General features: G+C 38.6%; 16 protein-coding genes. 7 read left to right on the plus strand and 9 right to left on the minus strand.

Annotation, left to right across the window (positions count from 1 at the left end; translation table 11 throughout):
• Positions 1 to 64 precede the first annotated feature (64 nt).
• A complete protein-coding gene (locus FS608_RS22965; RefSeq protein ID WP_260871779.1) occupies positions 65 to 400 on the plus strand; it encodes a hypothetical protein in 336 nt (111 codons plus the stop codon).
• Between the two features lie 130 nt (positions 401 to 530).
• Here the strand turns inward: FS608_RS22965 and FS608_RS22970 are convergent, their stop codons facing one another.
• Positions 531 to 788, minus strand: coding sequence for an aspartyl-phosphate phosphatase Spo0E family protein (locus tag FS608_RS22970; RefSeq protein ID WP_144554895.1), 258 nt, complete (start codon positions 786 to 788; stop codon positions 531 to 533).
• 397 nt (positions 789 to 1,185) lie between these two features.
• On the opposite strand from FS608_RS22970, the gene FS608_RS22975 reads away from it, so the two are divergent.
• Complete coding sequence (locus tag FS608_RS22975) at positions 1,186 to 1,458, plus strand: hypothetical protein (protein ID WP_144554896.1); 273 nt, start codon at positions 1,186 to 1,188, stop codon at positions 1,456 to 1,458.
• A 103-nt stretch (positions 1,459 to 1,561) separates the two neighbouring features.
• Here the strand turns inward: FS608_RS22975 and FS608_RS22980 are convergent, their stop codons facing one another.
• The 4 genes from FS608_RS22980 to FS608_RS22995 all read right to left on the minus strand — a co-directional run bounded on the left by FS608_RS22980 (position 1,562) and on the right by FS608_RS22995 (position 3,965).
• Entirely contained in the window at positions 1,562 to 1,843 is a 282-nt protein-coding gene (locus FS608_RS22980; RefSeq protein ID WP_144554933.1) for a hypothetical protein, read from the minus strand.
• Between the two features lie 10 nt (positions 1,844 to 1,853).
• The gene (locus FS608_RS22985; RefSeq protein WP_144554897.1) at positions 1,854 to 2,243 is read right to left on the minus strand and encodes an SHOCT-like domain-containing protein; all 390 of its coding nucleotides are present in this window, start codon (positions 2,241 to 2,243) and stop codon (positions 1,854 to 1,856) included.
• Between the two features lie 13 nt (positions 2,244 to 2,256).
• Entirely contained in the window at positions 2,257 to 2,622 is a 366-nt protein-coding gene (locus FS608_RS22990; protein ID WP_144554898.1) for a DUF2089 domain-containing protein, read from the minus strand.
• Positions 2,623 to 2,822: 200 nt separating this feature from the next.
• Positions 2,823 to 3,965: an ROK family transcriptional regulator gene (locus tag FS608_RS22995; protein ID WP_144554899.1), complete on the minus strand. Its 1,143-nt coding sequence runs from the start codon at positions 3,963 to 3,965 to the stop codon at positions 2,823 to 2,825.
• A 423-nt stretch (positions 3,966 to 4,388) separates the two neighbouring features.
• On the opposite strand from FS608_RS22995, the gene xylA reads away from it, so the two are divergent.
• The 4 genes from xylA to FS608_RS23015 all read left to right on the plus strand — a co-directional run bounded on the left by xylA (position 4,389) and on the right by FS608_RS23015 (position 8,625).
• Positions 4,389 to 5,720 (plus strand): xylose isomerase, encoded by a 1,332-nt coding sequence (xylA, locus tag FS608_RS23000; RefSeq protein WP_144554900.1) that lies wholly within the window; start codon positions 4,389 to 4,391, stop codon positions 5,718 to 5,720.
• 70 nt (positions 5,721 to 5,790) lie between these two features.
• Complete coding sequence (gene xylB / locus FS608_RS23005; protein ID WP_144554901.1) at positions 5,791 to 7,290, plus strand: xylulokinase; 1,500 nt, start codon at positions 5,791 to 5,793, stop codon at positions 7,288 to 7,290.
• A 37-nt stretch (positions 7,291 to 7,327) separates the two neighbouring features.
• Positions 7,328 to 7,588, plus strand: coding sequence for a hypothetical protein (locus FS608_RS23010; protein WP_260871780.1), 261 nt, complete (start codon positions 7,328 to 7,330; stop codon positions 7,586 to 7,588).
• Positions 7,589 to 7,590: 2 nt separating this feature from the next.
• Positions 7,591 to 8,625: an aldose epimerase family protein gene (locus FS608_RS23015; RefSeq protein WP_144554903.1), complete on the plus strand. Its 1,035-nt coding sequence runs from the start codon at positions 7,591 to 7,593 to the stop codon at positions 8,623 to 8,625.
• A gap of 612 nt (positions 8,626 to 9,237) precedes the next feature.
• Here FS608_RS23015 and FS608_RS23020 read toward each other — a convergent pair.
• Both FS608_RS23020 and FS608_RS23025 read right to left on the minus strand, forming a co-directional pair.
• A complete protein-coding gene (locus tag FS608_RS23020; RefSeq protein WP_222127398.1) occupies positions 9,238 to 10,737 on the minus strand; it encodes an MFS transporter in 1,500 nt (499 codons plus the stop codon).
• A 428-nt stretch (positions 10,738 to 11,165) separates the two neighbouring features.
• Positions 11,166 to 11,777 (minus strand): FMN-binding negative transcriptional regulator, encoded by a 612-nt coding sequence (locus tag FS608_RS23025; RefSeq protein ID WP_144554904.1) that lies wholly within the window; start codon positions 11,775 to 11,777, stop codon positions 11,166 to 11,168.
• A gap of 124 nt (positions 11,778 to 11,901) precedes the next feature.
• On the opposite strand from FS608_RS23025, the gene pdxR reads away from it, so the two are divergent.
• On the plus strand, positions 11,902 to 13,296 hold the full coding sequence (pdxR, locus tag FS608_RS23030) for a MocR-like pyridoxine biosynthesis transcription factor PdxR (RefSeq protein WP_144554905.1): 1,395 nt from the start codon (positions 11,902 to 11,904) through the stop codon (positions 13,294 to 13,296).
• Here pdxR and FS608_RS23035 read toward each other — a convergent pair.
• Together FS608_RS23035 and FS608_RS23040 are read right to left on the minus strand one after the other, a co-directional pair.
• Positions 13,293 to 14,189 carry a nitrilase-related carbon-nitrogen hydrolase gene (locus tag FS608_RS23035; protein WP_144554906.1) on the minus strand — a complete coding sequence of 299 codons (897 nt, stop codon included), beginning with the start codon at positions 14,187 to 14,189 and terminating at the stop codon, positions 13,293 to 13,295. The genes pdxR and FS608_RS23035 overlap by 4 nt on opposite strands.
• 88 nt (positions 14,190 to 14,277) lie before the next feature.
• Positions 14,278 to 15,792, minus strand: coding sequence for a CoA-acylating methylmalonate-semialdehyde dehydrogenase (locus FS608_RS23040; protein WP_144554907.1), 1,515 nt, complete (start codon positions 15,790 to 15,792; stop codon positions 14,278 to 14,280).
• Positions 15,793 to 15,823 lie beyond the last annotated feature (31 nt).

Raw genomic sequence — 15,823 nt, forward strand, 5'->3', positions numbered from 1 at the left:
GTCCTATTTATATATTCTTTAATTGACGCCCTGATTTGAGTTGGGATGAATAGGAGTGGTACTAATGAGGAAAATAAATAAACTAGCAGACTTATGTTGGGAGGGATTAACTTTAAAACATGTTTCTCACAAAGAGATTGTTATTCCTTATATCCTATTTTTTATCATTACATTAATTTTTGAGCTGTTTTTATCTTTTTTGTTTATCTTATCTTTTTTTCTATTCGGTACGTACGGATATAAACCTAATATTCAATACTACATGAGTGCTGTAATTTTGTTTTTAATGTTAGTCATTACAGTTCAATTGCTAATTACAACAATGAAGGTAGATAAAAAAAGAAAAAAATCCCCATCTATCCCATTTGATAATTGCCAATGCCCTAATTCACCCACCTAAAAAGCCTTGATTAAAGATAGACAAAAAAGAGAGAATGCCATGTGTGTATTCTCTCTATATTATTAACGAATCTAAACACGTTTAGAAATGTTTATTGAAGGACTTAAGTGGAGATATCCCCCTATTGAAATTAAATTAAAAAATATTTGTAAGTCAGCGATAACATCCTAAATATGTGTTCTCTAAGTAAAGAGTAATAGTCATCGTAAGGATTAATAGGTTTAGAATGTTTATTGTCCGATAATAACCTATTATAATCGTTAAGAAGTTTGTCAAGTTCTTGGCTGCAATAGATGGTTTCTTCATTTTGAAGTCCTTTTGTCATTCCTAATTTAATCATTTCGTTTTTTTTCTCTTTAATAGCAGCTTCACATAGGGCAAGTCTCATTATCGATAACACCTCGTAAACTTTTAGTAAACTTTCAGTAAATTTAATATCTAATAGAATTAAAATGAATTATAGCATTTACTAACTGATATGGAATAGATTCGATAAAACAAGATAAAAGGATACAAAAATAGACGAGGCTTGCAGTTTTTCGACAAAAGGGTCTGTTTCACTCACTCATTTGGTAGTTTCTAAATAGTTGAAGGACTTTAAGACTAAAAGAATAGGTAGATAGTAAGCTAGCTAGACTTAAAAATAAAAAAACCGAGTTTCTTCTATAATATATAAAGTTGAAAACGCTTACGAACTGGTGTTTAATCCCACCGTTTGGCTGATGTAACAATTTTGCCAGTACCTTATGGATGAGAATTCAGAAAGTTTCAAAAATTAATTGAAAATGATTTTAATATTCTTTAAAATAATTGGTAATAAGAAATTTGCACGGGAAGGTGTGCCTATGATTAGTTATGAGAAATTACCTACTGATGTATTACTAGATTTTTTTAATGAAATTAATCAAAACATAATTAAAGGAATACTTTCAAAGATTATGTATTATGAATTAGGATTAATCATCATAGTTATGAATCGCAGGGGAATTACATTAAATAAACCCGTTGATTTTGAAAAAGTAGTTGATCAACAACTGATGGAAAATTTAAGTACTTAATTCTCTAAAATTCCGGTACACTGTCACCACCCGATAAGGAAATGCAATGCTCTTTTCATGAGTTAAATAAAAAAGCCGGTCAGCGACCGGTGTCTATAAAACATTATAGTCTAATCTTAACCTCAGTACCGTCCTTCGCTTTGACATCTACGAGTACGATTCCTTTATGATTTTTCAGTTCTTCAATGATTGGCTTTAGCAGTTTTTTGTCTAACTGTGGAATGGTAATATCTAGTTTTTTTCTTTCGAAGTGCTCTTTTGTCCATTTGTTTGCCTGGTGATGAATAAATTTTGAAGATAAAATGGAAATACCGATGTTTAAAATGGCATATGGAATGGGGAGCGTGAGCCGAAAATCTTTTGCTTTCACTTTTAGATGCAGCATAAGCAGCTCACTATTCAATGATGACAGAAACGGTATCTCCGTTTGCCGATTTAACATCCACAATTTGGCCATCCAATTCATTTTCGATTGCTTCGATAATAAGGTGGATGTCGAGATCCTTTACATACTTTTCTGACTGAGGAATACTCGAAGCGATGCTGTGTCCAGCCATTAATACTGCCTTGATAAGTTTTACGGGCAAATTGACCATGACGTTATCATTTTCTGCTGATACGACACGAACTTTTAATGTTTTATCTAAATATTTCGTTGGTTTTTCTACTAGCTTACTTCCTGATTCTTCTTTCTCTTTTAATACTTGGATCAGTTCTGAGCCCTTATCGGCATCAATTTTTCCCTCTTGGACCATGGTTAATACTTTGGCAATTTCCTCTTTCATGGTAAATTCCTCCCTATTCATCTTTTAAGAGCTTTATGGCTTCTTCAGGAGTGATTTCGCCATTTTCCAACATGGCGACAACCTTTTTCTCGTCTACCTCATTTTTCTTCTTTTGCACATATCCAAGGGCTGAAATGATGTCATTTAGTTTACCTCGAACGGTTGGGTAGGAAATCCCTAATTCCTTTTCAACTTCCTTGATACTTCCTCTGCATGTTAAAAATACTTCCACAAAATGAAGCTGATCCTTTGATAATGACGCCAGCTTAGAGAATTCAAACTCATTTTCAATCGTCGTGTGACAATGAGCGCACTGCAGTCTCGTAATCCTCAATGTTTTGCTGCAGACAGGACAATTTGTGATTACTTTATAGGCCATAATGAATTCCTTTCCTTTAGTTGATTTGATTATAAATCAATAAATTTAAATAGTAAATAAATAAAATAATAAATTTTAAGAAAAAAATTAAAATAATTAATCGGTTAATTAAAATAATTAATTTACTGTTTTGTTTTCCAGTTGCACTAAAAAGGGTCAGTCCCCCGCTGCGTTAAAGCAGCGGGGGACTGACCCTTTTTTTACTCGGCTTTGATAAAGTTCTCAACAACAAAAGCAGAAACACCTAATGCGCTCGAATATTTTCCAAGCCGTGAAAAATCTAAGTGCAACCCATTTTGATGGAGCGCAAGAGTATGTTTTTCAATCGTAGTCCGTATTGGCGGCTCAATCCATTCTTTTGCCAGCGCTAATCGATTTCCGATTATGACCTGATCGGGGTTAAAGGTGTTAATAATATTATTAATCCCATAACCAAGGTACTGGCCGATTTTTTCAAAGTGACGCTTGGCAATTTCATTACGACCCTCAGCCAACTTAATCAATGTCTCAAGTGAATCAAATTCAGCATTTTCCAGAAGTGCATTTTCAGAGGCGTATGCTTCCCAGCAGCCTCTGCTGCCACAGCTGCAAGGCTTTCCGTTGAGGTCAATAATGATATGACCCATTTCACCGGAAAATCCATTTTTTCCTTGATATAATTCTTTGTTTATAATGATCCCAACACCGATTCCGATTCCAGCACTTATATAAATGATGTTGTGATAATCTTGCCCCGCACCGAATTGTTGTTCACCAATAGCCCCGGCATTCGCCTCATTTTCAATTATAACGGGAACATGGTATAAGTCCTCAAGGTCCTTTTTTAATCCAATGTTGGTCCAGCCTAAGTTTGGAGCTAGCAGGACAGTTCCATTTTTGTTCACGATACCAGGCACAGCTACACCAATCCCAACTATTCCATACCTGCTGTTAGGTATCTCATCCAATATCGATCCAATCATTTTTTGGATTTTGCTCATAATCGCAGGGTAAGGAGTTCGGTTTACACTTTCATGTTTCTCTAACAAAATGTTCCCTTTTAAATCCGTCATCACGCATAGAACATAATTTACACCGATATCAATGCCAATTGCATATCCGACCGCTTTGTTGAAATGAAGGATAACAGGTCGTCGGCCGCCGCTGGATTCCCCGGTGCCGGATTCGTAAATAAGTTCCTGTTCCAATAACTCATTTACTGAAGAAGACACTGTTGCCTTATTCAACCCTGTTATTTGGGCAATATCTGCCCTTGATATCGGCTCTTTTTCAATAATCATTTGTAATACAAGGGCTTTGTTATTTTTTTTTACAGTTTGATGATTCCATGTAATGGTTTCCACTTTAAAAAAAACTCCTTATTTAGTAGTAAATCAATTTTAACACAAAAATCTTTGTTTATCGATTACACAAACATACTAGCGCATGGCATAAGCATTCAATCACCAATTTATGGTCAATTATTGCGAACCTTATCTGCAAGTCCAATTCACGTGAAGTAACTAGATTTTTATAGCTTGTAGATAAGCGAAAAAGCCTGCAAACTCACTCACGTCTGTGCGGCAGGCATAAGGCAGAGCAAAGGTTGTTTATAAAAAACAGTTAGCCTTTTCAAAAAAACTTTCGGCATCTTAGTTTATCAAGTGGACAAACTAAGTGTGCCGTGCTATGATTTGATTATCAAAGGTAAAGAGATTCAATACCCTTATTGTAAGCTCTTACACTTATAGTTATTTTAACCATATACCTACTAGGAGGAATCATGGATGGCTTATTTTGAAACAGTTAATAAAATCCAATTTGAAGGGGCTTCATCAAAAAATCCTTTAGCATTTAAGTATTATAATCCAGAAGAAAAAATTAATGGCAAGACAATGGAAGAAATACTTCGTTTCTCCGTTGCATATTGGCACACATTTACTGCAGATGGTACCGATCCATTTGGCGCAGGTACAGCGATTCGTCCGTGGGATCACCTGAAAGGATTAGATTTAGCGAAGGCCCGTGTGGAAGCTGCATTTGAACTTTTTGAAAAATTAAATGTTCCTTTCTTTGCATTCCATGATGTCGATATTGCTCCTGAAGGACGCACGCTACAAGAAACAAATGAGAACCAAGACGTAATTGTTGCGATGATTAAAGAATACATGAAAACTAGTAAGACAAAACTACTATGGAACACGGCAAACATGTTTACGAATCCTAGATATGTTCATGGTGCGGCCACAGCTCCAAATGCAGATGTGTTTGCATACTCTGCGGCGAAAGTGAAAAAAGCGTTAGAAGTAGCAAAAGAGCTTGGTGCAGAAAACTATGTATTCTGGGGCGGCCGTGAAGGGTACGAAACGCTTCTCAATACAGACATGAAATTAGAACAAGACAACTTAGCACGCTTCTTTCATATGGCAGTAGATTATGCGAAAGAAATCGGCTTAGATGTTCCATTCCTAATTGAGCCAAAACCAAAAGAGCCTACCAAACATCAATATGATTTCGATGTCGCTACTGGTCTAGCATTCTTGCAAAAATATGACTTAACAGACTACTTCAAGTTTAATATCGAAGCAAACCACGCTACTTTAGCTGGCCACACATTTGAACATGAATTAAGAACAGCTCGTATTAACGGAATGCTTGGATCTGTTGATGCAAACCAAGGGGATACATTGCTTGGATGGGATACGGATGAATTTCCAACAGACTTATATACGAACACATTGGCGATGTATGAAATTCTGAAAAACGGCGGCTTAGGAAAAGGCGGTTTAAACTTCGATGCTAAAGTAAGAAGAGGTTCGTTCGAAGCAGAAGACTTATTCCACGCTCACATTGCTGGTATGGACGCATTTGCGATCGGATTAAAAGTTGCCAATAAATTAATTGAAGACAAAGTTTTAGACAGCTTCATCGAAGAACGATACAGCAGCTATACTAATGGCATTGGCTTGGATATCGTAGAAGGAAGAACCAACTTCCGCGAGCTTGAAAAATATGCCCTTCAATTAAATGAAATTAAGAATACATCAGGCAGAACGGAACGACTTAAAGCAATCGTTAACCAATACCTATTAGAAACACTTTCAACTGTAACAGTTTAATTAAAATTAATAAAAAAAAGTGCTGGCGGCTTATTACTCCAGCACTTTTTTTAGAAAAGGGTGATCAGGGATGAAATACGTAATTGGTGTTGACCTTGGAACGAGCGCAGTAAAAATCTTACTTGTTAACCAGAATGGTGAAGTTTGTCAGGAAGTATCCAAATCATATCCTCTTATAATAGAGAAGTCTGGTTATAGTGAACAAAACCCGGAAGAGTGGGTCGAAAAAACCACAGCAGGCTTAGCTGAACTCATCCAGAAATTTGATGGAGATGTTTACGATATCGAGGGCATCAGCTTCTCTGGGCAGATGCATGGTTTGGTATTATTAGATCAAAACAATCAAGTATTAAGAAACGCGATTTTGTGGAATGACACCAGAACCACAAAACAATGTCAGCAAATCTATGATGTTGTCGGTCGTGAACGTTTATTAGAGGTAACCAAAAACCCGGCATTAGAAGGCTTTACGTTACCGAAAATTCTCTGGGTAAAAGAAAATGAACCTGAAGTTTTTGAACATGCGAGCGTTTTTTTACTACCGAAGGATTATTTACGCTATCGGATTACCGGGAATATCCACATGGAGTACTCTGATGCGGCAGGAACTCTACTATTAAATGTAGCAAAGCGGGAATGGAGCAATGAAGTATTAGAAGCTGCGGGTCTTTCGGCTGATTTCTGCCCGCCATTAGTAGAATCTCATGCATTTGTTGGTTCTGTATCGGCAGAATTTGCCCAAGAAACGGGATTATCCGAAGCTGTAAAAGTATTTACAGGCGGTGCGGACAATGCCTGCGGCGCGATTGGTTCAGGGATTTTATCGGAAGGGAAAACCTTATGCAGTATCGGCACCTCTGGCGTCGTACTTTCATATGAAGAAAGAAATGACTTCGATTTTGAAGGAAGGGTTCACTACTTTAATCATAGTGAAGAAAATACGTACTATACAATGGGTGTGACCTTGGCTGCAGGTTATAGTTTAAGCTGGTTTAAAGACACGTTTGCGAAGGAAGAAGCGTTTGATGACTTTTTAGCTGGTGTGGAGGAAGTGACGGCAGGAAGCAACGGATTATTATTTACCCCGTATATCGTGGGGGAGAGAACGCCGCATGCTGATTCTACTATCCGCGGAAGCTTTATTGGGGCAGATGCTGCCCATGAACGCAAGCACTTTGCCCGCGCGGTTCTCGAAGGAATTACCTTCTCCTTAAACGAATCATTTGAGATTTTTAGAAGCAGCGGCAAGACAATCAATTCGATTATCTCAATCGGCGGAGGAGCGAAAAACGAAACATGGCTGCAGATGCAGGCAGATATATTCAATGCAAAAATTGAAAAACTAACAAGCGAGCAAGGCCCTGGAATGGGTGCCGCGATGCTGGCGGCATACGGCTGCGGCTGGTATCCCTCCCTTCAAGAATGTGCGGAAGTCTTTATCCACATCGATAAAACTTACGAACCGATTCCGGAAAATGTGGAAGCCTACAAAAAACTGTTTACAATCTACCAACAGGTTTATACACAAACAAAAGAACTTAATGAGCAATTAAGAGAATTTAGAAAGTAAATATTGCCTAATTGTTTAGTTTTCTTATGAAATCTCAATGAACTCGCCACTTGGCGAGTCTCTTTATTATTTGGCTGTGTTAAAGGTTAATCTTGATTTTGACACCCTGTTGATTGGAGGGAAAGGCACGGAGACTCCTGCGGGAGTACGGGGCAGGGGAGACCCCGAAGGAGCAAAGCGACGAGGAGGCTCCCCGGCACGCCCGCGGAAAGCGAAGTGCCTGGAACGGAAATCAACAGACATATTTAACACAGACTATTATTTAGGGACTAAAATTAACAAGACGGAAGGAAGATGAAAATGAATGTCATCCAAGAGTACGCAGGTGAACTCGGCAGCCAGACGATCTCTTCGTTTACGATTCAAAACGATCATGGTGTTGAAGTGACAGCTATTAATTATGGCTGTATAATCACTAAAATTGTTGTTCCGGATAAAAACGGAGATTTCGAAAATGTCGTACTTGGGCATGATACGCTCAATGAATATGTACATGACCCCTATTTTCTTGGAGCCGTTGCTGGTCGTGTGGCCGGAAGGATTAAAGGCGGCTCTTTTGAACTGGATGGAGAATCCTATACGCTTGCAAGAAATGAAAATAACAATCATCTGCATGGAGGTATCAAAGGATTTTCCAAGGTCGTATGGGATGCGGAAATAATCGGAAGCGGGGTTCGATTTTCGTATACGAGTTCCGATGGAGAAGAAGGCTATCCAGGGAATCTTACTATTGAAGTCACTTATATTCTTAACAATAAGAATGAATTATTGGTGCATTATAAAGCAGGGACAGATAAGAAAACATTGGTCACATTAACGAATCATTCTTATTTTAATCTAAGTGGCAATCTTAAGAGAGATATCTTGCACCACACATTAACAATAAAAAGCGATAAATTTCTTGAATTAGATGATGAATTCATGCCAACCGGCCATTTTATTGAAGTGGAAAACACGCCATTTGATTTTCGAAATGAAAGGCCCATAAACACCGGAACAAGATCAGGGCATCCACAAAACATATTGGTAGGGGAAGGATATGATCACCCGTTTCCTTTACATACACATCATGATTCGGAAATTGTTTTAAAGGACCCTGAAAGCGGGCGGACGTTAACAATTGAAACGGATGAGGCCGGGGTTGTGGTCTACTCGGGAAATTCTTTAAATTCAGAAGGAGAATTCCGGGGCATTCAATCAGCTAAATATCTTGGAATTTGTCTTGAGACACAGGCATTGCCTGATGCGATTCATCATCCTCATTTTCCATCAGTGATTTTGGATAAGGATCATCTGTATTCCAAGACGACGGTATATAAGTTTGGGGTTGAATAGGACTAAATGAGAGGGGAGCTTTCAATATGATTAATGAAGTTCCTGTGTCGAAAAAGGTTATTGCGGCAGGCACTGTAAAAGATTAAGCTGAGAAGGGGCTAACTCATTTTATGAGTTAGCCCTTTTACCTAAACCTGTAATTATTAGGTAATTTTACTTAAACTTTGTTTATCCAGTGGGCATACTAACTTTCGAGTGATAGAATAAAAAATGTAAATTCTGAATATTTAAAAGCTACCCTTTTACTAGTAGTATTAGCATTTTATTCATGTGAACTTGATGCTTCAAGTATAAATGAAAGCGGTGACATTTCAATCATTCAAATGAAAAACTTAGAATTGGTTTTTCCTTATTTTCTATACTTAGTTTATTTAATAAATATACTAAGTTTTTTATTTATTAGGAATCTCCCGGTCTATTGGAGGAAACTCCGTTAACCAAATAGAGGGTCATGGTTCTGCAAACTTTGATTTGATCAAAGCAGCAAGGTCTTGAAAGGATAGTTTTAATGCGGAGGGATTATCGCTATGAGGGTGGGTAAACACAACAAACCCACTCTTTTTCATTTGAGTGGGTTTGTATTTTTAATAGTATCTATTTGTGACTCACAGTTCAGAGAGTTTTTGCTTTCGCACGAGAAGCATCGAGTTGCTTATTGATATCTTCGACGTCTTTATCTGAAAGCGGGTAAAGAGCCATAACAATCATCGAAACGATAGCAAGTGCTGCTGGAATCCAGATAGCTGTAATATTGATACCGGAAAGCGCACTTGCCGTTTGCTTCGCTGCATTTCCATCAAAACCGTAAGCCGCAAGGAACCAGAGCGGAATGGCACCACCAAGAGTGAAGCCAATCTTGAAGAAGAGACCCATGATCGCGTTGATGATAGCAGCGTTACGTTTGCCAGACTTCATTTCACCATAAGAGACAACTTCAGGAACGAGAGCCCACATGAAACCTGTTGCTGAAGTAAGACCCCATTGTTTGATGAAGGTTGAAACATAGGCAAGTAAGAGTGAATCATGCATGCCATCTAACGACCATACCCAAGTAAGGATTTCACCAACAACAAACATACCAAGGAAGAAATGGAAGAATCCCTTTTTACCAAAGATTTTCCTCAATTTTGGCCAGAAGAGTGGGAAAGCGATACCAGGAATGGAGGCAATGAGACCTACTGCACCCATCCAGTCTGAGTGGTTGACCGTGTATTGGTTAAAGAAGCCATTCACTGTATTCATGAAGAACATGAAGGTGAAAGCAAGCATAAAGAATAGACCTAGAATAACGAGTGGTTTGTTGTGCTTCAATTCAACGAACAGATCAGTAGCTTTCACTTCTGCAGATTGTTCTGCAGTTGCGACAACACGTTCTTTTGTAAGACGGTAGCAGAAGAACAGCGCCACAGCCCCAAGTACCATGTAAACCATGTAAACCCCAAACCAAGCGTGACTTGCAGATACATCCGTATAAGTACCCATGTTGAGCTTGAGACCAAAGAAACCTGTGTCTTTGGCCGAACGGTCTAATGGGGCTGCCATTTGGACAAACATTGGAAACAGTGTGTAAACCAAAAGGTTAGCAATGTTAGCCAGCATCATACGAGTAGTTGTGATTTTATCTACGGATTCAGGGTCACGTGTGAGTGAAGCATTCAGCGAACCGTAAGGAATGTTAACCACTGAATAAACCAAGTCGAGCAGAAAGTAAGTGATAAAGGCGATGGGCACTGAACCACGAATGGCTGGAATTGGAACAAAGAGCATCGCTGATAAGATAATAAGTGGAATACCTGCAATCAGAAGCCAAGGACGATATTTTCCGTGCTTGAATGTATGTTTATCGACGTAGGTACCAACCATCGGATCCCAGAATACGTTGACGATACGGACAAACAAGAAGATGAACCCAGCTGCTGCCGTACCAATGGCATTAACGGTAGTCAGATAGAGAGCTAGGAAACCTCCGACTGTACCAAATACTAGGTTTTGGGCAAAGTCCCCAAGACCGTAGCCAATCCGTTCAGAAAGGCTGAGCTTATGGTACTCGTTATGTTGAATGTTTTGAGTATTTTTGTTCATTTGTTTAACTGTTGATTCCATTAAAGCCATGTCACAATCTCCTTTTTAGCCAAATTATAAATCACTTATCCGCTTACATTAGTAGATACTGGTAATATAGTCTCTGGAAAAATTAAGTCTTTCAAATCTTTTTTAGCCAAGGAATTAGCGTTAACCGCTTTCAGAGATGGTTAGAAAATTGGATACCCTTTTTAATGTGAATTGCTGCTTTCACTACCTATCTAGAAATATTTTTAAAAAATAAACAATAATATAAACTTAGTTTGTCTATCGGATAAACCAAGCTTGAATCAATACTAACACATGTTTTTTAAATGAACAATATACAAGTTTAAAAATTTTTTCGAAATAATAAAAATAATTAAGTGAGGGAACAGCATAAATTCTGAAGACTGCTGTTATCAATATTAAAAAAGCCGATTCAAATTTGAAATCGGCGCAATCACTTAAATTAACTTTTATTTTTGTAGATTTCTCTTCATAAGAGATGCCACTTGTATATTATCATGTTGGGAAGTTCCTTCTAGCTGCTTAATAATTAACTCTTGTCGTTCCGCGGGATGATTTTGACTTAATTTAGCTTTTGCTTCAATTTTTGAGATGTTTATTCTGAATGCTACAATCCCTTTGCTCATTCCTTCGATAAATTGAGAATCTACATCATTTAAATGGTATAAGCTATCTGGTCTTTCATATTTTTTTACCATGTCATTTAAAGAGTCAAATATTACTTTTGGTTCCTCGACAATCTCCATCTTTCCATATAAATGAATAGATACATAATTCCAAGTAGGTACGGCCTTCATTGTTTCGTACCAAGAAGGTGAAATATAACAGTGAGGACCTTGGAAAACCGCAAGAACTTGTTGGTCCTCAATATCCTTCCACTGTTCATTTGGGCGAGCAAAATGACCATATAAGGCACGCTCAGCTTTATTTAATGTGAGGGGAAGATGGGTAGCATAGGGTTCTCCGTTATGCTGGGAAAATAAAGTGGCAAAGCCGTATTTTTCGATAAAATCATAAATCACTTCTTCGTCCTCTAGTTTAAAATGTTTAGGAATATACACGATTATCTCCTCCTTCATTATGCCTTTGTAATTGGCGGTATTCATATAAAATATTTTATTATGCCAACTGACATATAAAAAGGTACAATTATGAATAAAAGAACATGTCAAAGGTGTATTGTAAATGAAAAATACCATTTTTGCTTTTAAGGATGATTCGCCCAAATACAAACAAATCTACGAGCAGTTTAAATTATTTATTGAGAGTGGCGACATACCAGCTGGTGACCCACTGCCTTCCATTCGCGGGCTCGCAGACTCTCTACAAGTAAGTCGGAATACGACATTAATGGCGTATGAGCAGCTTGTAGCTGAAGGTTATATTCGTGGTGAGGGTCGAAAAGGGTATATTGTAAATGAATTAGATCCACTTTTATTTCAAGATGCCATCGTTCTTCCTAATAAAGAGCAACCAAAGCCGGTGACACCAGGCCTTATTGACTTTCGAGCAGGAGCCGTAGATCAAAGCCATTTCCCTCTGAAAATTTGGAGGAGAATAGGCAATCAAGTTTTAACATTACAGGAGAGCTTTCGATACGGGGAACCCTTTGGTGAACTGTGCTTGCGTGAACAAATCGCCGCATATTTACTCCAATCCCGTGGGGTCAAAACAGATCCAAATGCGATCATAATCGGCAGTAGTACCCAACAAATGCTGATTTATCTCGGACAAATCCTGAAGGAGGATTTCACTAGTATTATTGTAGAGGACCCAGGTTATGATGGAGCAAGGGAGGCTTTTCAATTTCATTGTTTCACGCTTGAAACTTTACCAGTTTATGAATCAGGTGCTGATTTTTCAAAATTAGAACAAATGAATTCAGGGTTAATCTATGTCACACCCTCCCATCAAAGTCCAATAGGAGTAAGTATGTCTATTCAACAAAGGCAAATGCTTATTCATTGGGCTAACAAGAAACACGGATTTATTATCGAAGACGATTATGATAGTGAATTTCGATATACGCAGCAACCATTTCCAGCACTTGCTTCCATTGATTCAACAAAGGTTATTTACCTTGGGAATTTCTCTAAGTCATTTCTTCCAGGAATCCGTCTAAGTTATATGGTGCTGCCACAGAGACTTTTAAACCGTTATAAACACCGATTTAATCAGTTCGAGAGTACCACTTCCCTTATTAGCCAGCTTACAATGGCTAAATTTATGGAAGAGGGGGAATGGAATTGCCATATTAAACGGATGCGACTTGTGTATAAGCGAAAAATGCAGTGCTTAGTTTCAGAATTAATCAAACACTTCAACAAAACTATATCCATTATTGGGGAACAGTCTGGTTTGTACGTTTTAGTTAAGGTACATCTAAATCGTTCTGAAGAGTGGTTAATCGAGCGAGCTTCCATGTATGGGGTTAAAGTTTATCCTACCTCCATCTATTTCATAAAAAATCATTCTGATGAAGCAATAATTAAGCTCGGATTCAGTAATCTTACATGTGAGGAAATACAATTAGGTGTAGAGCTTTTAAAAAAGGCTTGGGTCAGACCCCCATTGCGTTAAAGCAGTGGGGGACTGACCCTTATGGACTTGTATGGCTCATATTTTGAATAAACATCTACACGGCGGGTGCGATCCATAAAGGTAGTTGCGGCACCTGTTTTTCTATTTTCATAGAGTTCATCAATATCAACGGTACCAGTGACTACGGTATGTTTATTTGTTTCGGCTTCTGCCACAATTCCGTTTGGCGTCCAAGCCAGGTCGCATGGACTTAGTATGGAGGAACGGCCAAAGCCATTTGGCAGCGGAGCTCCAGGCTCACCTACAGTCGGGCAGTGAACAAAATATACTTGATTTTCGATTGCTCGTGCCTGTGCCGAGTGGCGTACCCGCCAGAATCCTGCTTCTGTAAATGTGTAGGATGGACAGAAAATGATTTCCGCTCCATTTACACTTAAAATTCGGGACACTTCAGGAATTTCCGCTTCATAGCAAACCGCCAGCCCGATTTTCGCAGGACCAATAGAAAATACCTCTAGCGTATCTCCTTCGGATGTTTGCCAATTTGCCTCAGCAGGAAAAATATGCGTTTTTTTGTGTTCTACATAAGACCCATTTTGATCAAAAATATAGGCGATATTAAAATATTTATCTTCCCGCTTTTCCAAATGGGAGCCGGCAATGATGACTTGTTGTCTACTTTGTGCAAGACGCCGGAACAATTCTTTATACTGAACTGTGTAATCATCTATCTTGGTTAAATCAGCAGTGGTTAACTGATCTGCATCAGGGAAACTTGCAAGGAGTCCTACTGTAAAAAGTTCTGGGAATATAACATAATCTGTATCAGAAGGAACTTGATCGATTAGTTCCAACACCTGTTTTTCAAATGCTTCAAATGAATCTACTTTTTCTACACGAAATTGGCATGCACTGATTTTTACTTGTTTCACCTTTAGCCCTCCTACAAAAGTGCCTGACACCACCCTAATTCATCAACATGATTCGGGGAATGACAGGCACTGTTCTTAACCGGCTCTATTATTTGTTGCTAGGGAATGCAAATGAAAGATCATTATTATCACTTGATGATAACCAGCGTTCTGAAACTGTTTTGGTCTTCGTATAGAACCGCGCTTGATCTGGGCCAAACATTTGCCCGTCGCCAAATCTTGAGCCCTTAAAACCAGCAAAGTTATGAAAGCCTACTGGAATTGGAATTGGTACATTTACACCGACCATTCCTACATCAATTTCAGTAGTGAATTTTCTAGCTGCCAGCCCATTATTGGTATAGATTGTTACACCATTTGCTAATTCTTGCTGATTAATTAATTTAATGGCTTCTTCTAAACTATCAACACGGACAATATTACGAACAGGGCCGAAAACTTCTTCATCATAAATTTTCATACCTGGTTTCACATGGTCAAGTAATGTTGGGGCCAGGAAGAATCCTTCGTCATTTTTGGTAATGTCTTTATTACGGCCATCACAGACGAGTGTTGCACCTTCTTCTTCACTGAGATCGATTGCTTTTAAGATGTTTTCTTTTGCTTGCAAGGAGATAACTGGGCCGTAATCTGCACCGTCTGTGAAAGCACCTACTTTTAAGCGATCAACCTTTTCTTTTAAAATTTCTACCAAGCGATCCGCCGTTTCTTGTCCGACCGGCATTAGGGTAGAAATGGCCATACACCGTTGTGAAGCAGCCCCATATCCTGCACTGATGAAAGCATTCGCCACTTGTTCTAAATCAGCATCAGGCATAACGACCATATTATTCTTGCCGCCTCCTAAGGCAACCACACGTTTGCCATATTTCGCACTAGTTTCATAAATATAGTGTGCTACTGGTGTCGAACCTACGAATGAAATGGCCTGTACAGTTGGATTTTCAAGTAGTTCATTTACCGCCTCTTTATCACCATTAATGACTGTCCAAATACCATCTGGAAGGCCTGCTTCTTTCCATAATTCACAAATATATAAAGCGGTCATAGGTACACGTTCAGAAGCTTTTAAAATAACCGCATTTCCGACTGCTACTGCCATGCTTGTTTGCGCTAATGGCACCATGATTGGAAAATTAAAGGGAGAGATGGCTGCCACTACACCAAGTGGATATTTAGCTGAATAGGCATTAATTTGTCCGCCCACATTTACTGAGTATTCACCCTTCATGAAATGAGGCGCGTTAATCGCTAAATCTACTGATTCTAATCCACGCGTAATTTCACCCATTGCGTCTTCTTCTGTTTTCCCACTTTCGACGCAGATTAATTCGATTACCTTATCTTGATTTTTCTTTAGTAAGTTTCGGAAATTCAGGACAATTTCTGCACGCTTCGCTACGGAGAGATCACGCCATACCGGAAAGGCGGCTTCTGCTTTTTTTATGGCATCTTTCACTTCATTGGAGGAAGCTAATGGTACTCTCGCAATAACTTCGCCTGTTGCTGGGTTGAACACTTCTGAAAAACGGCCGCTTTCACCTTTGATCATTTTTCCATCAATAAAATGTGTAAGTTCTTTGACATCAGTAATGTTTGTCATCTGCCTGTTCTCCTTTCGATTTTAAGAGATT

The organism is Bacillus sp. X1(2014) (genome assembly GCF_007678255.1).